The following is a 26,335-nucleotide window of genomic DNA, read 5'->3' on the forward strand; positions in this document are numbered from 1 at the left end:
TTATCCTGGGTAAACTGATATTGGGGGCTTACGCCTGCCCATCATGTTTATGTTGCTGTTGTGCGTGTTCCTTTTTGAACTCCGCCAGCAACCTTGCTTGCTCTTCAGTCAGAGCCAGGTTTTCCAGAAGTTCAGGTCTTCTAAGCCAGGTCCGGCCCAGCGACTGTTTCAAACGCCAGCGACGTATCTCAGCGTGGTTCCCCGACAGTAACACTGCCGGTACTTCCATCTGCTCTAACACTTCAGGTCGGGTATAGTGCGGGCAATCCAGCAATCCATCAGCAAAAGAATCTTCGATTGCCGAAGCTTCATGACCCAGAACTCCCGGAATAAACCGGGAAACGGAGTCGATCAGCGTCATTGCCGGTAACTCACCACCGCTGAGTACGTAATCGCCGATTGACCATTCTTCGTCAATTTCGGTTTGAATCACGCGCTCATCTATTCCTTCATAGCGACCACATACCAGAATCAGCTTTTGATTCGTGGCCAGTTCGCTAACGCCCGCTTGATCAAGCTTGCGTCCCTGAGGTGACAGATAAATCACCTTTGCGCCTTCACCAGCCGCAGCTTTTGCTGCATGAATGGCGTCCCGTAAAGGTTGCACCATCATTAACATCCCCGGTCCGCCGCCGTAAGGACGATCGTCCACGGTACGGTGCCGGTCATGAGTAAAGTCACGAGGACTCCAGCTCTGGATGTTCAGCAGGCCATTTTTTACTGCCCGGCCAGTTACCCCGTAATCGGTAATTGCGCGGAACATTTCTGGAAACAGGCTAACGATACCTATAAACACAAGCCAATCCCCATAACGCCGACTTTTACCGTTTATCCGGTGGTTTAAAAACCAGGATCCCAATCTACTTCGATAGTACGAGTAGCGAGATCGACTTTCTTGATAACCTGCCCATCGAGGAACGGTACAAGACGTTCCTTGATACCAAATGCATCTTTCAGGTTTGCCTTGATGACGATGACGTCATTCGAACCGGTTTCCATCATATCGACGACTTTACCGAGATCGTAGCCTTCAGTGGTCACTACCTGGCAGCCCATAAGGTCTTTCCAGTAATAGGAACCATCTTCCAGCGCTGGCAACTGCGAGGAATCCACGACAATTTCGCAATTAGTCAGTAGATTCGCCGAATCACGATCGTCAACGCCTTTCAGCTTGATGATCAGATCCTGATTGTGGTGCTTCCAGCTTTCCAGCTGTACTTGCTGCCACTGACCCGCCTTCTGGATAAACCAGGGCTGATAGTCAAAAATGCTTTCGGCGTCTTCAGTGGAAGAAAACACTCTGAGCCAACCACGGATACCGTAAGAAGACCCCATTTTCCCCAAAACGATGGGTTCCACAGGAGCCTGTGCGGCGAGTTGCTTGCTCATCATGACCACCGTGACAGATTAAGCTGCTTTGTTTGCTGCTTTGATCAGCGTAGCTACGCGATCAGAAATAGTCGCGCCCTGGCCAACCCAGTGAGCGATGCGATCCAGATCCAGGCGAGTGCCTTCTTCTTTTTCGCTAGCGATTGGGTTAAAGAAGCCAACGCGCTCGATGAAGCGACCGTTGCGTGCATTACGGCTGTCGGTAACAACAACCTGGTAGAACGGACGCTTTTTAGCGCCGTGACGAGCTAAACGAATAGTAACCATAACATCCTCTTGTGTGAATAAAACACCCAGGCCCCATCGAGGAACGGAGCCCGGGTGTCATATTAAAAGCCCGAAAATTTTACTGATTTCTGGGGAAAATGCAATCAGCAGTTGATAACTCTGCTATAAAAGGCCGTTGGCGGTGCCGTCAGTTCGGTGCCGGCGTGCGCGCAGCCACCGGAGCGTACACGCAGTACGTGAGGATGGCGAGCACACCCCGGTGCCGAAATGGCAAACAAGCCAGGCCGATTAGCGGCCTGGGAATCCAGGCGGCATCATCCCCTTCATACCACGCATCATCTTCGCCATTCCGCCCTTCTTCATTTTCTTCATCATGCGCTGCATGTCGTCGAACTGTTTCAGAAGGCGGTTTACGTCCTGAACCTGCATACCGCAACCGGCAGCGATACGGCGTTTACGGGAACCTTTGATAATTTCCGGCTTAGCGCGTTCTTTCATCGTCATCGAGTTGATGATGGCTTCCATACGCACCAGCACTTTATCGTCCATCTGCGATTTCACATTGTCAGGGATCTGACCCATGCCCGGCAGCTTGCCCATCAGGCTTGCCATACCGCCCATGTTTTTCATCTGGTTGAGCTGTTCAAGGAAATCGTTGAGATCGAAGCCATCGCCTTTTTTCAGCTTGCTGGCTAATTTTTCTGCCTGCGCGCGGTCAACCTTGCTTTCGATATCTTCGATCAGCGACAGCACGTCGCCCATGCCGAGAATGCGCGAAGCAATCCTGTCCGGATGGAACGGCTCCAGTGCTTCGGTTTTCTCGCCGACGCCGAGGAATTTAATCGGCTTACCGGTAATATGACGAATAGAGAGCGCCGCACCGCCACGGGCATCACCATCAACTTTTGTCAGCACTACGCCGGTTAGCGGCAGCGCTTCGTTAAAGGCTTTTGCGGTATTCGCGGCATCCTGACCGGTCATGGCGTCGACCACAAACAGCGTTTCTACCGGTTTGATAGAAGCGTGGACCTGTTTGATTTCGTCCATCATCGCTTCGTCAACGTGCAGACGACCGGCGGTATCCACCAGCAGCACGTCGTAGAATTTGAGTTTGGCTTCTTTCAGCGCGGCGTTAACGATATCGACCGGCTTCTGGCCGACATCCGACGGGAAGAAGTCCACACCGACCTGCTCGGCCAGCGTTTCCAGCTGTTTAATCGCCGCCGGGCGATAAACGTCCGCGGAGACCACCAGCACTTTCTTCTTATGCTTCTCGCGCAGGAATTTACCCAGCTTACCGACGCTGGTCGTTTTACCCGCACCCTGCAGGCCCGCCATCAGCACCACGGCTGGCGGCTGTGCAGCCAGATTCAGGGTCTGGTTTTCTTCGCCCATTGCCGCAACCAGTTCGTTACGGACAATCTTGACGAACTCCTGACCCGGCGTCAGGCTTTTGTTAACTTCATGACCAACCGCTTTCTCTTTTACGCGATTGATAAACTCACGCACTACCGGCAGCGCTACGTCAGCCTCCAGCAGCGCCATGCGCACTTCGCGCAGCGTCTCTTTAACGTTGTCTTCAGTAAGGCGTCCACGGCCACTGATATTGCGCAGCGTGCGCGACAAACGATCGGTTAAATTATCAAACATTGTCTCTCGCCTGGGGTGGAAACGGTCGGTCGCGACAGCGACACATCAACAGAAATTTGTCGCAGTATAACATGAAGCCGCCTTTGTTGTTATGCAACGGTTGGAGCAGCGGTCACGTAACGCTATACTGCTTTTCTTTATCACTGGCCAACTGTCGACACCTATATGCCCGTTTTTGCTCTGCTCGCCCTTGTCGCCTACTCAGTCAGCCTCGCGCTGATTATTCCCGCACTGCTGCAAAAAAACAGCGGCTGGCGGCGTATGGCTATTCTCTCTGCGGTTGTTGCGCTGGTAAGCCATGCTATCGCCCTGGAAGCGCGTATCCTACCCGGCGGCGAAAGCGGACAAAACCTGAGTCTGTTGAACGTCGGCTCGCTGGTAAGCCTGATGATCTGTACGGTAATGACCATCGTCGCGTCCCGCAATCGTGGCTGGTTATTGCTGCCTATTGTCTACGCCTTTGCGCTGATAAACCTGGCCTTCGCCACGTTTATGCCTAACGAGTTCATCACTCATCTCGAAGCTACGCCGGGCATGATGATTCACATCGGGCTATCGCTGTTCGCTTACGCCACGCTGATTATCGCCGCACTCTATGCGCTACAGCTTGCGTGGATTGACTACCAGCTGAAAAACAAGAAACTGGCCTTCAGCAATGAGATGCCGCCACTGATGAGTATTGAGCGGAAAATGTTTCATATCACCCAAATTGGCGTGGTTCTGCTGACGCTCACCCTGTGCACTGGCCTGTTTTACATGCATAACCTGTTCAGTACCGAGAACATTGATAAAGCCGTTCTCTCTATCGTGGCATGGTTTGTCTATATCGTTCTGTTGTGGGGGCATTACCATGAAGGTTGGCGCGGACGTCGCGTCGTATGGTTTAACGTCGCAGGCGCAGGCATTCTGACGCTGGCCTATTTCGGCAGTCGCATCCTGCAGCAGTTCGTGAGTTAAATCTTTAAGGAATCCTACGTGGAACACATCTCCACCACCACGCTCATTGTCACGCTCCTCATCATGGTGGTCATTTCCGCCTATTTTTCCGGTTCTGAAACCGGAATGATGACCCTGAATCGCTATCGTCTACGTCATCGGGCCAAGCAGGGAAATCGACAGGCGAAACGCGTTGAAAAGTTACTTCGCAAGCCGGATCGCCTGATAAGCCTGGTGCTCATCGGTAATAATCTGGTGAATATTCTGGCCTCCGCGCTCGGCACCATTGTCGGTATGCGCCTGTATGGCGATGCGGGCGTCGCCATTGCCACTGGGGTACTGACGTTTGTGGTGCTGGTTTTTGCCGAAGTGCTGCCAAAGACGATTGCCGCGCTATATCCGGAAAAAGTCGCCTATCCGAGCAGCGTCCTGCTGGCTCCGCTGCAGATTCTGATGATGCCGTTGGTATGGCTACTCAACACCATCACGCGGCTGCTGATGCGCATGATGGGCATCAAAACGGATATCGTAGTGAGCGGTTCGCTGAGTAAAGATGAACTGCGAACGCTGGTGAATGAATCGCGCTCGCAAATCTCACGCCGTAACCAGGATATGCTGCTGTCAGTGCTGGATCTGGAAAAAGTCAGCGTCGATGACATCATGATCCCGCGTAATGAAATCATCGGCATTGATATTAACGATGACTGGAAATCAATCGTGCGTCAGCTTTCGCACTCTCCGCACGGTCGTATTGTGCTGTATCGCGACTCGCTCGATGACGCCATCAGCATGCTACGCGTACGTGAAGCCTGGCGATTGATGGCCGAGAAAAAAGAGTTCACCAAAGAGACCATGTTACGCGCCGCCGACGAAATTTATTACGTTCCGGAAGGCACGCCACTCAGCACTCAGCTCATTAAATTTCAGCGCAACAAGAAGAAAGTGGGACTGGTCGTCAATGAATATGGCGATATTCAGGGACTGGTTACGGTCGAGGATATCCTGGAAGAGATTGTTGGTGACTTCACGACCTCAATGTCACCGACGCTTGCCGAAGAAGTCACGCCGCAGAATGACGGTTCGGTGATCATTGACGGTAGCGCCAACGTTCGTGAAATCAATAAGGCGTTTAACTGGCATCTGCCGGAAGATGACGCACGTACTGTGAACGGTATTATTCTTGAAGCGCTGGAAGAGATCCCGGTTGCTGGCACACGTGTGCGTATTGGGCAGTACGATATCGATATTCTCGACGTGCAGGATAATATGATTAAACAGGTGCAGGTGTTGCCCGTCAAACCGCTGCGGGAAAGCGTATCGGACCAGTGAGAGTAATCCAGACCGGGTAGCGCATCAGCATTACCCGGTCTGAGGCTAATTAGCCTTTGGCTTTCGCCACAGAGACCATCGCCGCACGGATGGTACGTCCGTTCAGGGTATAGCCTTTCTGCATAACCATCAGCACATTACCGGCAGCAACGTCGTCAGACTCTACCATTGCAATCGCCTGGTGCACGTTCGGGTCCATCGGCACGTCGATATCCGCAACCACCTGTACGCCAAACTTCGCCACAACATCCAGCATTGACTTACGGGTCAGCTCAATACCTTCGACCATAGCCGCCATAGCGTCATTGTCTTTGTCCGCAACTTCCAGCGCACGGTCCAGGCTATCCAGCACCGGCAGCAGTTCGTTGACGAATTTTTCCAGTGCAAACTTATGCGCTTTTTCTACGTCCAGTTCGGTACGACGACGCAGGTTTTCCATTTCCGCTTTGATACGCAACACGCTGTCGCGCTCGCGCGTTTCGGCTTCAGCAAGCTGAGCTTCCAGATTCGCAATTTTTTCATCGCGCGGATCCACCTGCTCAGCAGAAGCGTCTGGTTCAACCGCCTCAACTTCTTCGTGCTGATCCATGATAATTTCTTCCGGGGCTTGCCCCTCAGGCGTTTTCTGTTCTTTACTACTCATGAATTTCTCCGCGTTTTTTTCGCATTCATCTCGCTAACTTGGCTTATTATGGGGATCAGATTCAGGGATTCAAGGGAAGTACTCACATTGTCACTAATCTTCGTTACAAGGACCTCGAGAAAATGAACAAACATTTCAAGTGTATTGGCATTGTGGGGCATCCACGTCACCCCACTGCACTGACCACACATGAAATGCTCTACCGTTGGCTGTGCGCCAAAGGTTATGAGGTTATCGTTGAGCAACAAATCGCCCACGAGCTGCAGCTGAAAAATGTGAAAACCGGTACGCTCGCAGAGATTGGCCAGCAGGCAGACCTCGCCGTGGTAGTCGGCGGCGACGGCAATATGCTGGGTGCCGCACGCACCCTGGCACGTTATGACATCAAGGTTATTGGCATTAACCGCGGTAATCTCGGTTTTCTGACCGACCTTGACCCAGACAATGCCCACCAACAGTTAGCTGACGTGCTGGAAGGCCACTACATCAGCGAAAAGCGCTTTTTACTTGAAGCCCAGGTGTGCCAACAGGATTGCCAGAAGCGTATTAGCACGGCGATCAATGAAGTTGTGTTGCACCCCGGAAAAGTGGCGCACATGATTGAATTTGAAGTCTATATCGATGAAATTTTTGCCTTCTCCCAGCGCTCGGACGGCTTGATTATTTCCACACCGACCGGCTCTACCGCCTACTCGCTCTCTGCCGGAGGTCCGATCCTGACGCCTTCGCTGGATGCTATTACGCTGGTCCCGATGTTCCCGCATACGCTTTCCGCGCGACCGCTGGTGATCAACAGTAGCAGCACCATTCGCCTGCGCTTCTCTCATCGCCGTAACGATCTGGAAATCAGTTGCGACAGTCAGATCGCCCTGCCTATACAGGAAGGTGAAGACGTATTAATTCGCCGCTGTGATTATCATCTAAACCTGATACACCCAAAAGATTACAGCTATTTCAACACATTAAGCACTAAACTAGGCTGGTCAAAAAAATTATTCTAATTTAACGCCAACCTCTTTACTGTATAAAAAACCAGTTTATACTGTATGTAATTACAGTTATGGTTTTTCATACAGGAAAACAGCTATGTTGGCACAACTGACCATCAGCAATTTTGCTATCGTTCGTGAACTTGAGATCGATTTCCAGAACGGAATGACCGTTATTACCGGTGAAACCGGTGCGGGTAAGTCCATTGCCATTGATGCTCTCGGTTTGTGCCTGGGCGGACGCGCAGACGCCGACATGGTACGTGCAGGCGCCACGCGAGCCGACCTCTGCGCGCGATTCGCCTTAAAAGACACCCCCGCGGCTCTGCGCTGGCTGGAAGAAAACCAGCTTGAGGAAGGCCGTGAATGTTTGCTGCGTCGTGTTATCAGCAGCGACGGACGTTCACGCGGCTTCATTAACGGCACTGCCGTACCGTTGTCACAGCTGCGCGAGTTGGGCCAGTTGCTTATTCAAATCCACGGTCAGCATGCGCATCAGCTCCTGACAAAATCAGAACACCAAAAGTCTCTGCTGGATGGTTACGCCAATGAAGCGTCCCTGACTCAGGAAATGGCTGCGCGCTACCAGCTGTGGCACCAAAGCTGTCGTGATCTGGCGCATCATCAACAACAAAGTCAGGAACGCGCAGCCCGGGCGGAACTGTTGCAATACCAGTTAAAGGAACTGAACGAATTCAACCCGCAGCCGGGTGAATTTGAGCAAATTGATGAAGAGTACAAGCGTCTGGCTAACAGCGGGCAATTGCTCACCACCAGCCAACAGGCGCTGGCTATCCTGGCGGATGGCGAAGACATCAACCTGCAAAGCCAACTGTACACCGCAAAGCACCTGGTCACTGAACTGGCAGGCATGGACGGCAAACTTTCCGGTATCCTGGATATGCTGGAAGAGGCCACTATCCAGCTCAGCGAAGCCAGCGACGAGCTGCGCCACTATTGCGATCGTCTGGATTTGGACCCTAACCGTTTGTTCGAACTTGAACAGCGTATTTCCAAACAAATCTCATTGGCCCGCAAGCATCATGTTGCCCCTGAAGCGCTGCCACAGTTCTATCAGTCATTGCTGGATGAACAACAGCAGTTAGACGATCAGGCCGACTCGCTCGAAACCTTAACCCTGGCGGTGAATAATCACCACCAGCAGGCTCTGGAAACGGCAAAAATGCTGCACAAACAGCGCCAGCATTATGCTCAGGAACTGGGACAACTGATTACAGAGAGCATGCATACTCTCTCAATGCCGCACGGTGTCTTTTGCATTGATGTGAAATTTGAGGAACATCATTTGAGCGCAGACGGTGCCGATCGCGTAGAGTTTAAAGTGACCACTAACCCAGGCCAGCCGTTGCAGCCGATTGCGAAAGTGGCTTCAGGTGGGGAACTGTCGCGCATTGCGCTGGCTATTCAGGTTATTACCGCACGCAAAATGGAAACACCTGCGCTGATTTTCGATGAAGTGGATGTAGGTATCAGCGGCCCGACTGCTGCGGTAGTGGGAAAAATGCTGCGTCAGTTGGGCGAGTCAACTCAGGTAATGTGTGTTACTCACCTGCCGCAGGTTGCTGGCTGTGGCCATCAACACTTCTACGTCAGCAAAGAAACGGATGGCGCGATGACCGAAACACACATGCAGCCGCTTGATAAACGCGCTCGCCTGCAGGAATTAGCCCGCCTGCTTGGCGGTAGCGAAGTAACGCGCAATACCCTCGCAAATGCAAAAGAACTGCTGGCGGCATAAACTTTTTTACCTTGTTAAGGTCTGAGTTCAACATAAAATCGCCGACCGACCCGACAGCAAAAGGTTTTAAAGTGGTGAAAGGTCTATTATCATCGGCATATTACATATGAGCCGCGTACTGCTCGGGCCCGAAAAGGAATCAAATCACTATGCGCTGTAAAACGCTGACTGCTGCTGCAGCAGTACTACTGATGTTGACTGCAGGCTGTTCCACTCTGGAGCGAGTGGTTTACCGCCCTGACATCAACCAGGGAAATTATCTGACACCTACCGATGTCGCCAAAGTGCGCACGGGTATGACGCAACAACAGGTTGCTTATGCTCTGGGTACACCAATGATGTCCGATCCTTTTGGCACTAACACCTGGTTTTATGTGTTCCGTCAGCAACCTGGTCATGAAGGCGTAACCCAGCAAACACTGACGCTGACCTTTAACAGCAGCGGCGTTTTGACCAACATTGATAACAAACCTGCTTTGACCGACAACAAGTAGGTTTGAGAGATCAAAAAAGGTGCTCAATGAGCACCTTTTTTATTGTCTGCTATTTTTTAGCGGATTTCTCTGCTCGCTGTCTGCGCAGCTCTTTCGGATCAGCAATCAGTGGCCGGTAGATTTCCACCCTGTCACCGTCCTGCAGAACATCAGCAAGCTTTACCGGACGGCTGTAAATGCCCACTTTATTTTTGCTGAGATCGATATCGGTACGTAATTCCAGCAGCCCGGAAGCGCGGATAGCCTCTTCCACCGTAGCGCCCTGTTGCAGCGTTACACGCTGCAGATACTGTTTCTCGGGCAGCGCATACGCCACTTCAACGACAATTTTAGCTGACGCTGACACTGTAAACCTCTTTCGCGCGAACCGTGAAGGCCTGCACCATGTTTGAAGCCAGCTCTTTAAAGATACGACCAAACGCCAGCTCGATTAATTTATTGGTAAACTCAAAATCGAGATGAAATTCAATGCGGCACGCTTCATGACTCAGTGGCGTAAACTTCCATCCGCCAATGAGTTTCTTGAACGGTCCGTCGACCAGATGCATCAGGATGCTCTGGTTACTGGTCAGTTGATTGCGCGTAGTGAACGTTTTGCTGATCCCTGCTTTCGAGACATCCACCGCCGCTGTCATCTGTCCCGGAGTTGACTCCAGCACACGGCTACCGGTGCAACCCGGTAAAAACTGGGGATAGGATTTAACATCATTCACTAGCTGATACATCTGTTCCGCACTGTAAGGTACTAAAGCGGTCCGGCTAATCTGAGGCATAACAATTTCCATCAATATCAATCACACAAATAATACCATTTATCCCCCGCTAAAAAAAACGCTATAGCCTAACTCGTGCTAAGATAGCGCCTTGCGCCCCGCTGGATGAAATGGGGTGTTTTTCGATTCCAGATTACCTATACTGAGCGGCATTATGACGAAGAAAAAAGCACACAAACCTGGCTCAGCCACAATCGCGCTGAACAAGCGCGCACGACACGAATACTTTATTGAAGAAGAGTTCGAAGCAGGACTCGCTCTGCAAGGTTGGGAAGTCAAATCCCTGCGCGCGGGTAAAGCTAACATCGGCGACAGCTACGTCATCCTTAAAGACGGCGAAGCGTTCCTGTTTGGCGCCAACTTCACACCGATGGCTGTTGCCTCAACGCATGTGGTATGTGATCCCACCCGTACCCGTAAGCTGTTGTTAAACCAGCGTGAACTCGACTCCCTGTATGGTCGTATGAATCGTGACGGTTATACCGTCGTTGCGCTTTCACTGTACTGGAAAAATGCCTGGTGCAAAGTGAAAATTGGCGTCGCAAAAGGTAAGAAACAGCACGACAAGCGCTCCGATGTGAAAGAACGCGAATGGCAGTTAGATAAAGCACGTATTATGAAAAATGCTGGTCGCTAATCGCTACTCCCCTATGACCAGTCTCTCATCCTGAGACTGGTTCTTATTTTTTAGTTATTGAAACCCACCTAATACATTCATCGAGTTTATGGTTTGTTTGAGCTGAATCGTTCAGGTATAAAATAAACTTCCCTGGCATTACCGTAGCACTCCATAGTCTAATAAAATAAAACTTCAAGACCATACCACCTGTATTTAAACTTATTTAATAACACTATTATTACTGTTGTTTATTATATCACCCCCTCATTTCAGTTAAATCACAAACCCTTTAGATACAATAAATTAACTAAAAAACCAACCATTAAATACGCACCGGAAAGTATCCTTTTCAATAAGCCAAATATATTTTTAATATGGATAAGTTGCAGAATACTTTCTTTCTGACTATATCATCTAATACGAAAGAACTATTCAGCCGACAGGTCCCGAACGTATTTGATAAGTAAACGAACATCTGTATGACCTAATCAATGTAATTACATGTCTAAATTCATCTTTATGATGAACGGGGCCCCTGTCTGCTCATTTTCCCAGCGCGCTGTTGCGGATTAATACTCCCGACATGCCATCAGGAGTGAACATATGCGTCTACTCGCCGTTGTATCAAAATTAACTGGCGTTTCCACAAATGTTGAATCCTCTGAAGTTACGCTCAGTTCGCCTTCTATCGTGAAACTGTCGGTGTCGCGTGAGGAGGTGAGTCAACTGACACGCGTTAATCAGGATCTGGTTGTCACACTCCGCTCAGGTGAAACCATCACCATTAAGAACTTCTACGTCGGAAAAGGTGATGCGCAAAACCAGCTTGTTCTGGAAGACAGTAATGGTGCGCTGTGGTGGGTTCAGGATACTGATGGGGCATTCCATTTCCAGCATTTGGACGATCTCACTCCACTAATGACTGCCGAGGGAAGCCATGAAGGCGGCGCCGTCTGGCCGTGGGTTCTTGGTGGGATCGCGGTCGCAGGCGGAATTGGCCTCGCGGCAGGTGGCGGCGGCGGCGGCGGCGGCGGCGGCGGCGGCGGCGGCGGGAGTGATAATAACGCCGGAAACGGAAATGGCGGAAATGGCGGAAATGGCGGAAATGGCAACGGTAATAATGGGGATGGCGGCTCACCGCCAACAACAACCCCTAACATGCCTGACGTACCCGTTATCACCAGCATAATCGATAACCAGGAGCTGATTACTGGTCCTGTTAATCAGCAGGAATCCACCAACGATAATACGCCCACTCTCCAGGGCACCGGCCCCGCAAATGCCACATTGCATATTTTTGATAACGGCGTCGAAATCGGCCAGGTCACTATCGATGCCAACGGCAACTGGTCGTTTACGCCATCCTCTCCGCTCGCAGACGGTACCCACAAGTTTACCGTCAGTGCATCAGACGGTACGGGCAGCAGCGACATGTCGGACAGTTGGGAGATTATTGTCGATACGCTTGCCCCCGACGCCCCAGTGGTCACAGAAGTAACTGACGATTCAGGTTCCATTAAAGGCTTGATAGGTAATAACGGCGTAACCGACGATGCCACGCCAACACTCACAGGCACTGGTGAAGCGGGCTCTTACATCAGTATTTCTGATAATGGCATTCTGATTGGCATGGTTCAGGTGGATGACAATGGTAACTGGATGTTTACACCGGATACACCGCTTAGCGACGGTGTTCACAATCTGACGCTGACGCAAACTGACGATGCGGGTAACGTGAGCACGGAAACGAGTGTACCGACATTCACCGTTGATACCACCCCGCCTGAAGGCGCGGTCATTTCCTCCGTAAACCTGCAAGGCACCGAGGTAACCGGTAGTGCAGAGGTGGGAAGCCAGGTCATTATCATCGGTAGTAATAATCAGGTTTTGGGTTCAACTACCGTTGATCAAACCGGCAATTTCGTCATCGCGATTTCACCTTCACAGACGCACGGTGAAGCGCTGATCGCGAAGATTCAGGACCAGGCAGGCAACGTCGGGCCAGATACCTCCTTCAATGCCACTAACTCTGGCTACCCGGGCGTACCCGTTATCATCAGCATTGTGGATGATGTTACCCCCTCAACTGGACCATTGAACAATAATCAGGCCACCAACGACCCAACGCCTACGATCTCGGGTACAGCAAACGCCAACAGCACGGTTAACATTTATAACAGCGGTGCGCTTGTTGTAAGCGTGCTTGCCGATTCCAGCGGCAACTGGACCTGGACCTCCAACACCAACTTGCAGGACGACTCATACTCCTTCACCACCACAGCAACCAACCACCTGGGCACGGGAGGAACGTCAGCGGCATTCAATATCACTATCGATACTCAGCCACCGTCAGCGCCGGACGATCTGAACGTATCTGCCGACGGCTCTGTCGTCACCGGTACAGCCGAACCAGGAAGTACCGTGACCATCAATAATAACGGTCTTCAGATCGGCAGCGGCGTCGCCGGAACGGATGGCTCATTTACCATTACCATTGACCCGCCACAGACCAATGGTGAAACCATTACCGCTATTGCCACCGATCCCGCCGGGAACCCAAGCCAACCGGAAACCGCGCTCGCGCCAGACATCACAGCACCACAACCGCCAGCTAATCTGGTGATTAATCCTACAGGCGATCAGGTTACCGGCATGGCGGAACCCAACAGTACGGTACATATTCTGGATCCTGGTGGCGCGATAATTGGAACAGCAACCGCCGGCTCGAACGGAGAATTCACCGCCACGCTGGTTCCGCCGCAGACCAACGGAGAACATCTTGTCGCCAACGCGACGGATGCGGCTGGCAATACCAGCGGCAACAGCGCGATTACCGCCCCGGATACCACGGCACCTGACGCGCCTACCGGCGTCATCGTCGCCGGGGACGGTGGTTCTGTAAGCGGACATGCTGAAGCGGGAAGCTCCGTCACCGTAAAAGACAGCAATGGTAATCAGATCGGCACAGGCCAGGCTGACAGCGGCGGCAACTTCACGGTGTCGATTACGCCGTCGAAAATGAACGGCGAAACGGTAAAAGTTACCGCAACGGACAGCAGCAATAACGAGAGTCAGCCAACTTCCGCGGTGGCTCCGGATATTACCGCCCCCGGAACACCCATCATCACCGCCGTGACGGATGACCAGCCCATGTACCAGGGCCCTCTCAAAAACGGCGATGTCACCAACGATAGCAAACCTAAGCTGGAAGGCACCGCCGAAGCAGGTTCTCAGGTCAAAATTTACGATAACGGCACCCTGCTGACGACCGTTGTCGCTGATATCAACGGTAACTGGAACTATACGCCAGTCTCGGCGCTAAGCGAGGGCGCTCACATCTTCACGGTGACAGCCACAGACGCCGCGAATAACACCAGCAGCGCGGCAAGCTGGAAAATAATTGTCGATACCATTACGCCAACTGTTCCAGTGATAACGTTGGTTAACGATGACGTTGGCAGCATTACGGGCAGCGTTGCAAATAACGGTTGGGTCACCAACGACAATACGCCAACCATCTCGGGTACCGGTGAGCCAGGTTCACTGGTGAACCTGTACGATGGCATTCAGTTATTGACGGTTATTCTTGTCGACAGCTCGGGTACCTGGAGTTATACCGTTCCGGGGAATCAGGTGCTCAGCGATCGCACCCATCAGTTTACGGTATCGGCAACTGATGCCGCCGGTAATGTCATCACCTCACCCACAGTGGTCAGCGTTACCGTAGATACCCAACCGCCAGGCGATCCTGTCATTTTGGCTGCTACCGACGACGTTGGGAATGCACCGATCGATCTGCCTACCGGAAGCCGTTCAAACGATACCTTGCCAGAGCTGAAAGGAACCGGAACAGACGGTTCTAAGATCACTCTCTATGATGGAACTACGCCAATTGGAAGCACGACTGTTTTGCCCGGAGGCACCTGGAGTATTCAACTCGACCAACCGCTCAGTGAAGGCGCACACAATTTATCCGCTATTGCCACGGACGTTGCAGGCAACGCCAGTAATGCCGGGACCTTTACGCTAACGATTGATACCACCCCACCAGCAGCCCCAGTTATCAGCTCCGCAGAAGGTCTGATTGGGACAAATCTACAAACGCTGAGTAACGGCAGCAGTACCAAAAGCTTGAATCCCGAACTCTCCGGAACCGGCGAGCCCGGCGCGAAGATTACGATTTATGATAATGGCGGTTCCATTGGCACCGTCACCGTACAGCCAGACGGCACCTGGACATTTACCCCAACCTCACTCGCCGACGGGCCGCACAAATTCACTGCTACGGCGACTGATGTTGCAGGCAACACGGGGATCCCATCGGCCAGCTTTACCCTGACAGTCGACAATACGCCACCCGCGCAACCTGGCGCGCCAATCATTACCGACGATGTGGCTCCGGTAACAGGTGTGGTCACTAACGGCAACACCAACGATACCACGCCAACCTTTAGCGGCACGGGGAACGTCGGGGATTTGATTACCATTTATCTGAACGGCACTCCCCCTTTGCAGGGAACGACAACAGTAGGTGCAGACGGAACCTGGAGCTTTACTCCGCCAGCACCGGTTACTCCAGGTACTTACCAGGTAACCCTCACCGCAACCGATCCGGCAGGCAACATCAGCCAGCCATCAACAGCTATAACACTGAACATCGACACGACGCCGTCTGCGCCGCCGGTGATTATCGCCGCCAATGATAACGTCGGCGATATCATGGGTGACCTTGCGCCCAACGCCGTGACCGATGACACCACGCCAACCATTCGTGGTACAGGTGTCAATGGAGACATCATCACTCTGTATAACGGCGGTACGGTGATCGGCACTGCAACGGTGGCAGGCGGTACCTGGAGTATTACCCCCGGGACTGCGCTGGCAAACGGAAACTACACATTAAGCGCTACCGCAACTGACCCCGCAGGTAACGTCAGCGACAATTCAAACAGCATTTCGTTTACGGTTAACAACACGAAGTTAACGTTGCCGCAGGTCACGGATATCCAGGATAACGTTGGCGTCTTTACCGGTTCGCTAACCAGCGGCGGCGTCACGGACGATACAACGCCAACCATTAGCGGTACCGGCACACCGGGCAGTACGATTTTGATTTTCGATGGTAACAATCCCATCGCCATTGCGACAGCTACCGTTGCTGCTAACGGCAGTTGGAGTGTGGATGTCCCCCTCACGCCCAATGTCACTCACACACTGACTTTCGGCGCCGTGGATGACGCAGGTAACTCACTGACAGCAGATAACCCGCTGACGTTGATTGTCGATACCCTGCCGCCTGCAACGCCTACGGTTACCAGCGTAGACCCGAAAGGTACGCTGGTTAGCGGCTCTGCCGATCCAGGCAGTACCGTCATCATTCGCAGCGGTACCACGATCCTCGGCCAAGGGATCGCAGACGGTTCAGGTAACTTCGCTGTCACAATTTCGCCAGCACAAACAACCGGTCAGGCGCTCAACGCCATCGCTCAGGATCCCGCCGGAAATCAAAGCGACCCGACAACGTTTAGCGCTGCTACCTCCAGCGTTCCTCATCCACCAACGCTTGAGATCGTTGATGACATTGCGCCTATCATGGGGGTGATTGGCAACGGTAAAACTACCAATGACACATTACCGTTGCTGCAAGGGACGGCCACAGCAGGGGCGACTGTTAATATTTATATAAATGGCACATTGCTCCCCATCACGGTAACTGCCGATGCCGTGTCTGGCGCATGGAGTTATCAGTTACCCGACCCACTGACTAATGGCGTAACCTATAACTTCACTGTGGCGCAAACCGTCAATGGCATACTGAGCGGTCAGTCACCCAACTACGCTATCACCATCGACACGACGGCACCGCAAGCGCCAACGATCACCAGCATTATCGACGATGTTGCCCCCGGCACAGGATCGTTGGATAAAGGGCAAATTACAAATGATTCACGTCCGACGCTCAACGGAACTGGCGAACCCGGGGCAACCATTACCCTCTACGATAACGGTATCGCTTATGCCACAACGACCGTAAACAGTAACGGATTCTGGAGCTTTACCCCGACAGCACCGCTGGGAGAAGGCGATCATCTCTTTACCGTCCGCGCAACGGACGCCGCTGGCAACCAGGGAGATCCATCCAGTGATTTCCGGATCATTGTCGATACCCTGGTACCGAATGCGCCATCTATTGTGACGGTCACGGACAACGTTGGTACGATCCAGCCCCTGACCTCAGGGCAGTTGACCAATGATAATACCCCAACGCTTGCTGGCGTTACCGAGGCGGATTCGGTTGTTACCATCCGCGATAATGGCACGGTAATCGGCACAACCACCAGCGACGAAAATGGCAACTGGAGCTTTACGCCTGCCCCTGCTCTCGGAGAAGGAAGCCACTCGCTGACTGCCAGCGTTACAGATAACGCGGGTAACATTAGCCCGACAACGCCACCATTTGTGGTCGTCGTCGACACGCTGGCGCCAGCCGCACCGAGCATTACCTCAGTAATTGACGATCAGCCCGGCAATACCGTGCTGACCAACGGACAGCTTACAAACGATGCGCAGCCTACCCTGAACGGCAAAGGCGAGATTGGCGCCATCATCACGATCCGTGATAACGGCGCTGAAATAGGTACAACTCAGGTGGACGAGTCAGGTAACTGGAGCTTCACTCCGGATGCTCCGCTGGGACAGGGGCAACATATTTTCACCGTCGTTGCCACAGATCAGGCGGGGAACACAGGCGGAGTATCATCATCGTTTACTATTGAGCTGGACTCTATTGCCCCGTCTGCACCGGTAATTCTGACCGTTCAGGACAATACCGCGCCGACAACCGGGCCAATCTCCAATGGGCAAATCAGCAACGAAAGTCGCCCGGCGCTCAGCGGTACCGGTGAAATTGGCGCGACGATTACCGTCCTGAGCGATGGTCAGGCCATTGGCACCACCATCGTCGGCGCAGGCGGAAGCTGGAGTTTTACACCCTCCGCGGCATTGGGTAACGGCCAGCATACTCTGACCGTCACGGCTACAGATAGCGCAGGCAATACCAGCCTGCCTTCTGGTGGCTTTACCTACACTGTCGATACTCTGGCACCGACAGCGCCAGTGATTACTCAGGTTGCGGATGATGTCGGCCCACTGATTGGAAATCTGAACAACGGTCAGGCCACGAACGATCCACTCCCGACGCTTAGCGGTACGGCAGAAGCCAATTCCACGGTGAAAATTTACGATAACGGAGCGCTTATCGGATCTGCTCCTGTAGATGGTACGGGCGCCTGGAGCTTCACACCAGGAACCCAACTTAGCAACGGTAACCACGCGCTGACGGTAACAGCCACCGACGCGGCCGGAAACGTCAGCCCGACATCTGCAGGATTTAACATCGTTGTTGATACCGTCGCCCCGCTTGCGCCAACGATTATCCAGGCGTTTGATGACGTGCAGCCGGGAACCGGAACGCTATCGAACGGAGCCTCTACCAACGACACCCGCCCCGTACTCAGCGGCTCAGCGGAAGCCGGTGCCCGGGTAGCCATCTACGATAATGGCGCGCTGCTGGCAACGGTGACTGCGACGATAGACGGCACCTGGGAATATCTGACCACCACACTTGGCAACGGTCAGCATGTATTTAGCGCCATCGCTACCGACGCCGCCGGGAACGTGAGTCCTGTCTCAGGCGGGTTTACGATTAATGTCGACACCATTGCACCATCCGTCCCGCTGCTGGTCTCTGTGGTGGATGATATCGCAGGCGGCGTGTTCAATGCAGCGCTCAGCAACGGACAGCTGACCAACGATGCACGTCCGACGCTGAACGGCACCGCCGAGGCAGGCAGCACCATCAGCATCTATGACGGAAGCACCCTGTTGGGTACCGCGCTGGTGCAAAGCAATAACAGTTGGTCGTTTACCCCAACCACACCGCTGGCAAATGGATCGCACACCTTCACCGTCACCGCCACCGATGCGGCGGGCAACACAAGCGGCGCGACGGCAGGCTTTAGCGTGGTGGTTGACACCACGGCGCCGACGCAGCCTTCAATCAGCAGCATTATTGACGATGTCGGGCCAAACACCGGGCCGATTGGCAGCAATCAGCCGACCAACGACGCGCGTCCAACGTTAAACGGCATCACGGAAGCCAACGCGCGAGTTGATATTTATGATAACGGCAGCTTTGTCACCAGCGTAACGGCGGACGGCAGCGGCAACTGGAGCTACACCCCGACTACCGCGTTGGCACAAGGTACCCACTCGTTTACCATCACTGCAACGGACAGTGCGGGTAATACCAGTGGCATATCGTCTGCGGCAGCGATCGTGGTCGATACCGTTGCCCCGGGTATCCCAACCGGGCTGGCGGTAAACGCCAACGGCACCGCGCTCACCGGCATTGTCGAGCCAAACAGCACGGTCATTATTACCTCCAGCGGCGGAACGGTGCTCGGCACGGCAACCGCCAACGCCTCCGGTAATTTCACCTTCACTCTGAACCCACCGCAAATCAGTGGGCAAACTCTGCTGGTCAGCGCACAGGATGCCGCAGGCAACATCGGTACGGCGGGTAACGTGCTGGCACCGTATACCGGCGTACCACCTGCGCCTGTTATTGCCAGCGTGCTCGATGACGTCGGCACTATCATGGGACCCGTCGCTCCCGGTAAAACCACCAATGACACCCTGCCAACGCTCAGCGGAACGGCGCAGGCTAACGCCGTCATCAATCTGTACAACAACGGCGTGCTAATGGGCTTCACGACCGCAGACGGTAACGGGATCTGGAGCTTTACCCCATCCGGTGCACTCAGCGAAGGTAACCATGCGTTTACCGCCACGGCAACCAACGCCAACGGCGCAAGTGGGTTGTCCGGTTCGTTCAGCGTGATTGTGGATACTACACCACCGACCGCGCCAACGCTCCTGATCAGCGCCGATGGCGGTACCGTGAGCGGCGTCGCCGAAGCGGGAAGCACCGTCACCATTTCTCTGCCCGGCGGCACCAGCGTGACGGCAATCGCCAACAGCAGCGGTGTCTACAGCGTCAACCTGCCGGTTCGCCAGATTGAAGGGCAGTCGCTGTCCGCCACGGCGACCGATGCGGCGGGAAATACCTCATCGCCGACAAACGCTCTCGCACCAGTATTGCCGCTGCTGGCTGAAGACAATGTCACCAGCCTGCCGCTACAAACCGATGTCACCGTCAGCACCGAGCATCAAAGCGATTATGGTTTCCTGTTAGTCAATGCGCTGGGAAATGTCGCCAACGTGCTGGGGAACGATACGGCAAGCGTGAATTTCAGCATCGCCTCTGGCGGCAGCGGATCCATTACGATCAATGCCGCAGCGACCGGCGTGGTGCTGTCGCTTTTAAACACGCTTGAAGTCGTCATCCAGCGCTTTGACACCGCGCTGAATACCTGGGTGACAGTGGTGGATACCGGGAAACCAAACTTTGCCAGCCTGCTTACCCTGGGCGCCTCGGGCGTAACGCTCAATTACAGCGGACTGACTGGCGGTGATTACCGCGTGGTCAGCTACAACACCAACCTGCTGGCGACCGGGGCATACACCAGCCTTGATGTCTCAGTGGTAAAAGCCAGCGCAGGGACCATCACTGGCGGTACCACGGAATCCGGGAATATCATCACCGATACCGATCCCGCCAACGGGCAGGATAATGCCCCTTCCGGTACGCTGGTCACCGCCATCACCGACGGTAACGGCAACGTCGTGAACATCCCGGCGGGCGGCATTGATGTGCAGGGGAAATACGGCATCCTGCATATCAATCAGAACGGTAGTTACACCTATACCCTGACCAATACGTCAATCTCGGTGTATGGCCGTTCTGAAAGCTTCACCTACACGCTGACGCATGGCGGCGATCACTCCTCGGCAAAACTGGTGGTAACGCTCGGTCAGGCGCCCACCACCAGTACGGTAACCGCGGCAGATGATGTGGCTGCGCTGACTTACGGGACGCAGGTCATCGCGGTTGATCATGGCACATCACAGCAAACCGGCTTCACCCTCGCCAACGTCGGACTGGGTAATGTGCTGGATGTCAGTCTGGTTAACGGTTTAACCAATCCGATCAAATTTAATGTGGATGATGGCGCAACCCGCACGCTGACCGTCAAGGCCAGCGTTCTCGGCGTCACGGTTGGCGGTTTTGATCTCTATGTTTATCGCTTCAACGAGTCCATTCAGCAGTATGAGCAGTTCCGCGTGAAGCCCAACTGGGTCACGGCGCTGCTAGGAGGTAGCTCAACGGATTACACCATCACCCTACCTGGCGGTGACTACCTGTTCCTGCTTAACGCCTCCGGCGGTTTGACGCTGCTGACCAGCTATACCCTGAATATCCAGGCCGATCACACCTACGCCGTCGACAGCCTGAGTGCGACAACCAATGGAAACCTGCTGGTCAACGACTCGGCTCCGGCCAATACCGTTATCACCGAAGTTAACGGTGTCACCGTAAACGGAACGGGCACTACCACCATTAACGGGCAGTACGGCACGCTGACTATTGATGCGAAAGGGAACTACACCTACACACTGAGAAGCGGACTGGGCGCAGACGGTATCAATACGCCGGACAGTTTCGTGTATAAGGTCAAAGCGCCAAACGGCGATACCGGCAGTGCATCGCTGAATATCAAACCAACACCGCAGGCGCTGGATGCAGTAAATGACGTCAGCAGCACGATGGCGGTCACCACCCAGGCGGATACTTCCCGGTCGTTTACCGACGACAGCGTCGGGAACGCCAGCTGGAGTGCCCAACTCCTTTCACCCACCTCAAAAAGTGGTACTGGCGTCATTGAAATCGCTACGGGAACGGCGGTGCAAAACGCCATACTGCATTTTAACGTCGCGTCAGGTCTGACGCTGGGCGGGCTGACCGTCACCTGGGCGCTGTATGACAGCAACAACATCAAGATTGCCGGTAACTCTTTCAATGGCGGATTGCTGGTTGGCGGCAATATCGATATAGCCTTGAGCGGGATCGTACTGCACCCCGGCAACTATCGCCTCGACTATACCGGAAGCGTCGGGGGGCTGGGGCTGGGGAATATCACCATCACCCCCAGCGTGAAAGGCACGATAATCGACCTGCAAAACTTCGAGACTTCCACAGCGAACAGCGTCACCGGCAATATTTATGACGGAGACCATATTGCCAGCGTGCATACCTTGCTAACGGTGAACGGCACGGGCGGCAGTACCGCCACGCTTGATCCGCTGAGTAGCACGACCAGCGCCATCATTAACGGGTTGTACGGCAAACTGACCATTGGCATTGATGGTCATTACACCTATGCCCTCAACAGCGATGTCTCGCTCTCCACCATCGTCACCAAAGAGACATTTACCTACACCCTTAACGACCAGAATGGCCATACCGATACCGCTACGCTGACCATCAATATGAATCCGCAAGTGGTGAGTACCGTCGATGCCGATCGCCTGACTGGCAGCGCCTACGGCGATACGCTGATTTATCACCTGCTCAACGCCAACGACGCTACCGGCGGCAACATTAGCAATGGTGCTACCGATACCTGGACCAACTTCTCGCTGGCCCAGGGTGACAAAATCGATATCGGCGACCTGCTGGTGGGCTGGAACGGGCAGAACGCTACACTCGGCAACTACCTCACCGTAACCACCAGCGGTAACAACACGGTGATTGCCATCGACCGCGACGGTACGGGCAACACATATCACTCAACCAATCTCATAACGCTGGAGAACGTACACACCACGCTCGATGAGCTGGTGCAACAAAATCACATTGTACCCTGACGTTAACGCAATGCGTTAAAGCGCCATAACTACAGCCCCGGATGCCATGACGTCCGGGGCAATAACAGTCGTCGCTGCCGTATTTTGTAAGGGATAAACTATGAAAAATGTCGCGCCTGTTGCATTACTTCTGGCATTAACGCTCTGTACCCTGCGGGTGAATGCCGAAGATGAACCGCAAATTATTACGCCGGAAGGACTGGCCACCAGCCAGATGCTTCCCTCGCTGGACGGCGCGGTTGCCGATCTGCCGCTGAGCGCTGCCGCCCCCGGCAACCTGATGCTCAACGACGCGGTAAGTCGTGCCGTGAGCTGGCATCCTTCTATTCGTGAATCGATCGGCAAACTGCTCTCACAAAACGAGCAGATAGACGTGGCGAAATCGAAATATTACCCGCAGATTTCTGCCGGAATGAATAACGGTTACAGCAATACCTATACCGACCACGGCTTTAGCCCGGCGCTGGTTATTTCGGTGTCACAAATGCTGTACGACTTCGGTAAAGTCGCAAGCCAGGTCCGCGCCGAGACCGCCGGAGCCGCACAACAGCAGGCGAATGTGTTACTCAGTATTGATACCATCGCCCACGCAACCGCCAACGCGATAGTCCAGGTGCAGACGTGGCAACAAATGGTGGATGCGGCCGAAGAACAGCTCACCGCCTTAAACGACATTGGTCGACTGACCCGACAACGCAATGATGAAGGGGCAACCTCGCTGTCCGACGTGGTGCAAACCGATGCGCGTATCGAGTCTGCACGTTCTCAGCTGGCGCAGTATCAGGCCAATCTCGACAGCAGTAAGGCCACATTGATGAGTTACCTCGGCTGGAACTCACTTAACGGCATCAGCAACGAATTCCCGGCCAAACTGGACAGCAGCTGCGATGTGGTCAAACCGGAAGATAAACTGGTTCCCGCGGTTCTGGCGGCCTGGGCACAAGCGAATGTGGCACAGGCAAATCTCGATTACGCCAACGCGCAGATGACGCCCACCATCTCTTTGGAACCGTCGGTTCAGCATTATCTCAACGACAAATACCCCAGCCATGAGGTACTCGACAAAACCCAGTACTCCACGTGGGTAAAAGTTGAGATGCCGCTGTATCAGGGGGGCGGACTCACCGCCAGGCGCAACGCCGCCAGCCATGCGGTAGAGTCTGCACAATACTCCATCCAGCGCACCCGACTCGAAGTACGACAAAAATTACTGGAGTCCCGCAGCCAGGCAATGAGCCTCGCCACCGCCCTGCAGATTCTGCGCCGCCAGCAGCGACTGAGTGAACAAACGCGCGAGCTTTATCAACAGCAGTATCTGGACCTCGGTTCGCGCCCGCTGCTCGACGTGCTTAACGCCGAGCAAGAGGTGTATCAGGCCCGTTTTGCCGAACTCCAGACTCAAAACCAGCTGCGCCAGCTCCAGCTGAACTGCCTCTATAACACTGGCTCGCTTCGCCAGGCGTTCGCCTTAAATAATCGCAGCATTCAATCGGTGGAGATCAAGCTATGAGCGACCTCGATTCACATGCAGAAGATGCGATTAGTGAACACGCTCTTAGCCAGTGGGCGCTGGCGATGACGCATATTGCCAATCACTATCGCGTGGCCTGTTCTCCCGGCGCAATCCAGGCCAACGCCCCGTGGTTTGCGGGAAAAAGCCGGGCAACGGCCCTGTCGCAACTGGCGCGTCAGGCGGGCCTGTCATTTCATGCGCTGGATACCGCCACGCAGGCGTTCGGTCAGTGGCATCTGCCGGTGGTGGCGGAACTGCGCGACGGCCAGCTAATGGTGATAGAGCATTTCAACGGCGAAGATGCACTGGATGTGTTTATCATCGCCGAAGGGGGCCAGCGTAACCGGCTCACGGTCGCAGAGCTTCTGCCGGAGATCGTGAGTATTACCGCGCTGCGCCCGCTGTCGGCGCTGAAGGACAGTCGGGTAGACCGCTATATTTCGCGCTTCAAGCCCGACTGGATGCGCGAACTGGTGTTAAAGGACATCCGCCCTTACCTGCCGGTCATGATTGCCGCCTTTCTGATTAACGTTCTGTCGCTCGCCGGGATTATCTTTTCTATGCAGGTTTATGACCGGGTGATCCCCGCTCAGTCTTATCCAACGCTGTATGTTCTCTCCACTGGCGTTCTGGTGGCGGTGCTGTTTGGCTTTTTGCTGCGCGAAGCGCGTACCCACATAATGGACCTGCTCGGCAAACGCGCCGATATGCGTATTTCCGATCGCGTATTCAGCCATGCATTGCGCCTGCGTAACAGCGCCGTCCCTCGCTCGACGGGGAGCTTCATTTCTCAACTGCGCGAGCTGGAACAGGTTCGCGAGATGATCACCTCCTCGACCATGTCGACCATTGTCGATCTGCCGTTTTTCTTTTTGTTTATCGTGGTGCTGGCTTTTATCGCCCCGCCGCTGGCATGGATAGCGCCCGTCGCGGCCCTGCTGATGATCCTGCCCGGTTTGCTGTTACAGAAGAAGCTGGCGGTGCTCGCCAACCAGGCTGCCCATGAATCCCCCCTGCGCAACGCAGTGTTGGTCGAAAGCGTCCAGGGGCTGGAAGACATCAAGCTGATGCAGGCTGAAAACCGCTTTTTACAGCAGTGGAACAGCTACATCCGCATTACCGGAGAGTCCGGGCTGCGCACGCGCAGGCTGACTCAGGGGCTGATTGGCTGGGGCATGTCGGTACAAAGTCTGGTCTACGCCGCCATCATTATGTTTGGTGCGCCGATGGTCATTGAAGGCACGATGACCACCGGGGCCGTGGTGGCCGCCTCGATGCTCGGTTCCAGAATGATTGCCCCAATGGCTAATCTGTGCGGCGTGCTGGCCCGCTGGCAACAGGTCAAGGCGGCGAAGATGGGGTTGGACAGCATCATGCAGCTCCCCACCGAAACGCAGTACGACGAAGACCGGGTACATCAGGAGATTTTTCACGGTCATTATCTGTTTGAGAACGCACACTTTCGCTACCACAGCGACGATCAGCGCGTTCCGCTGCGCATCTCGCGCCTGGAGGTCATGCCCGGCGAACGGGTGGCGATTCTCGGGCGTAACGGTGCCGGGAAATCAACCCTACTGCAGGCCATGGCGGGCGGAGTGGAGATTATCCAGGGCGATGTCCGGCTCGACAACCTGAGTCTGGCGCAGATCGATATGGCTGATTTACGCCGCAACATCGGTTTTCTTAGCCAGAATGCGCGGCTGTTTTTCGGCACCCTGCGCGAGAACCTGACCCTCGGCGCGCCGCATGCCAGCGACGCGCAGATCTTCGAAGCGCTGGAGGTCAGCGGCGCGGCAGCCTTCGTTAAACAGCTCGCCAAAGGGCTGGCGCATCCCATTATGGAGGGCGGCAACGGTTTGTCCGGTGGACAACGGCAGTCGATCCTGCTGGCAAGAATGCTGCTGCGATCGCCCAATATCGTGCTGCTCGACGAACCCAGCGCCTCGCTGGATGAACATACCGAGCGGGAGTTTATTCAGCGCCTGAACCAATTGCTAGGCAACCGCACATTGATTGTCGCCACCCATCGCGTACCGGTTCTGGAGCTGGTCGAACGCGTGGTGGTATTAAAAGAAGGCCAACTGGTTATGGATGCCCCGAAAGCGCAGGCATTAAATGCGAGTCGGGCACCCGCCCCAACTCACGGTCGGGAGTGGAAAAATGAAAACCAATCCGCATGATGCC

General features: G+C 54.1%; 16 protein-coding genes. 9 read left to right on the forward strand and 7 right to left on the reverse strand.

Annotated features, from left to right (window positions below):
* Positions 1-28: 28 nt before the first annotated feature.
* The 4 genes from trmD to ffh form a co-directional block, all read right to left on the reverse strand.
* The gene (gene trmD / locus OGY18_RS03115; protein ID WP_003031232.1) at positions 29-796 is read right to left on the reverse strand and encodes a tRNA (guanosine(37)-N1)-methyltransferase TrmD; all 768 of its coding nucleotides are present in this window, start codon (positions 794-796) and stop codon (positions 29-31) included.
* A gap of 44 nt (positions 797-840) precedes the next feature.
* On the reverse strand, positions 841-1,389 hold the full coding sequence (rimM, locus tag OGY18_RS03120) for a ribosome maturation factor RimM (RefSeq protein WP_003031230.1): 549 nt from the start codon (positions 1,387-1,389) through the stop codon (positions 841-843).
* Between the two features lie 18 nt (positions 1,390-1,407).
* Entirely contained in the window at positions 1,408-1,656 is a 249-nt protein-coding gene (rpsP, locus tag OGY18_RS03125; protein ID WP_003031228.1) for a 30S ribosomal protein S16, read from the reverse strand.
* Between the two features lie 249 nt (positions 1,657-1,905).
* On the reverse strand, positions 1,906-3,267 hold the full coding sequence (ffh, locus tag OGY18_RS03130) for a signal recognition particle protein (protein WP_003031226.1): 1,362 nt from the start codon (positions 3,265-3,267) through the stop codon (positions 1,906-1,908).
* A 165-nt stretch (positions 3,268-3,432) separates the two neighbouring features.
* Here ffh and OGY18_RS03135 point away from each other — a divergent pair, with 165 nt between their 5' ends.
* Both OGY18_RS03135 and OGY18_RS03140 read left to right on the forward strand, forming a co-directional pair.
* Positions 3,433-4,224, forward strand: coding sequence for a cytochrome C assembly family protein (locus OGY18_RS03135; protein ID WP_003031224.1), 792 nt, complete (start codon positions 3,433-3,435; stop codon positions 4,222-4,224).
* A gap of 18 nt (positions 4,225-4,242) precedes the next feature.
* A complete protein-coding gene (locus tag OGY18_RS03140; protein ID WP_008324538.1) occupies positions 4,243-5,532 on the forward strand; it encodes an HlyC/CorC family transporter in 1,290 nt (429 codons plus the stop codon).
* A gap of 49 nt (positions 5,533-5,581) precedes the next feature.
* On the opposite strand, the gene grpE is transcribed toward OGY18_RS03140, so the two are convergent.
* Complete coding sequence (grpE, locus tag OGY18_RS03145; protein ID WP_003826408.1) at positions 5,582-6,175, reverse strand: nucleotide exchange factor GrpE; 594 nt, start codon at positions 6,173-6,175, stop codon at positions 5,582-5,584.
* Positions 6,176-6,297: 122 nt separating this feature from the next.
* Between grpE and nadK the strand changes: the two genes are divergently transcribed.
* From nadK to bamE, 3 genes are all read left to right on the forward strand, one after another.
* Positions 6,298-7,176 carry an NAD(+) kinase gene (gene nadK / locus OGY18_RS03150; RefSeq protein ID WP_003826406.1) on the forward strand — a complete coding sequence of 293 codons (879 nt, stop codon included), beginning with the start codon at positions 6,298-6,300 and terminating at the stop codon, positions 7,174-7,176.
* A gap of 85 nt (positions 7,177-7,261) precedes the next feature.
* Complete coding sequence (recN, locus tag OGY18_RS03155; protein ID WP_003826404.1) at positions 7,262-8,923, forward strand: DNA repair protein RecN; 1,662 nt, start codon at positions 7,262-7,264, stop codon at positions 8,921-8,923.
* Between the two features lie 149 nt (positions 8,924-9,072).
* Positions 9,073-9,417, forward strand: coding sequence for an outer membrane protein assembly factor BamE (gene bamE, locus OGY18_RS03160; protein WP_003826401.1), 345 nt, complete (start codon positions 9,073-9,075; stop codon positions 9,415-9,417).
* 49 nt (positions 9,418-9,466) lie between these two features.
* Here bamE and OGY18_RS03165 read toward each other — a convergent pair whose 3' ends face one another.
* Positions 9,467-9,763 (reverse strand): RnfH family protein, encoded by a 297-nt coding sequence (locus OGY18_RS03165; RefSeq protein ID WP_008785525.1) that lies wholly within the window; start codon positions 9,761-9,763, stop codon positions 9,467-9,469.
* Positions 9,747-10,190: a type II toxin-antitoxin system toxin RatA gene (ratA, locus tag OGY18_RS03170; RefSeq protein WP_003826396.1), complete on the reverse strand. Its 444-nt coding sequence runs from the start codon at positions 10,188-10,190 to the stop codon at positions 9,747-9,749. Before ratA ends, OGY18_RS03165 begins: the two co-directional genes overlap by 17 nt.
* A gap of 154 nt (positions 10,191-10,344) precedes the next feature.
* Between ratA and smpB the strand changes: the two genes are divergently transcribed.
* From smpB to OGY18_RS03190, 4 genes are all read left to right on the forward strand, one after another.
* On the forward strand, positions 10,345-10,827 hold the full coding sequence (gene smpB, locus OGY18_RS03175; protein ID WP_003031211.1) for an SsrA-binding protein SmpB: 483 nt from the start codon (positions 10,345-10,347) through the stop codon (positions 10,825-10,827).
* Positions 10,828-11,412: 585 nt separating this feature from the next.
* Positions 11,413-22,638, forward strand: coding sequence for a BapA/Bap/LapF family large adhesin (locus OGY18_RS03180; protein ID WP_286551680.1), 11,226 nt, complete (start codon positions 11,413-11,415; stop codon positions 22,636-22,638).
* A 100-nt stretch (positions 22,639-22,738) separates the two neighbouring features.
* Positions 22,739-24,148, forward strand: a complete 1,410-nt coding sequence (locus OGY18_RS03185) for a TolC family outer membrane protein (protein WP_286551682.1) — start codon at positions 22,739-22,741, stop codon at positions 24,146-24,148.
* A complete protein-coding gene (locus tag OGY18_RS03190; RefSeq protein WP_286551683.1) occupies positions 24,145-26,331 on the forward strand; it encodes a type I secretion system permease/ATPase in 2,187 nt (728 codons plus the stop codon). The genes OGY18_RS03185 and OGY18_RS03190 overlap by 4 nt, the downstream gene beginning before the upstream one ends.
* Positions 26,332-26,335: the final 4 nt, after the last annotated feature.

Source organism: Citrobacter sp. Cpo142 (assembly GCF_030332425.1).
GTDB lineage: Bacteria > Pseudomonadota > Gammaproteobacteria > Enterobacterales > Enterobacteriaceae > Citrobacter > Citrobacter portucalensis.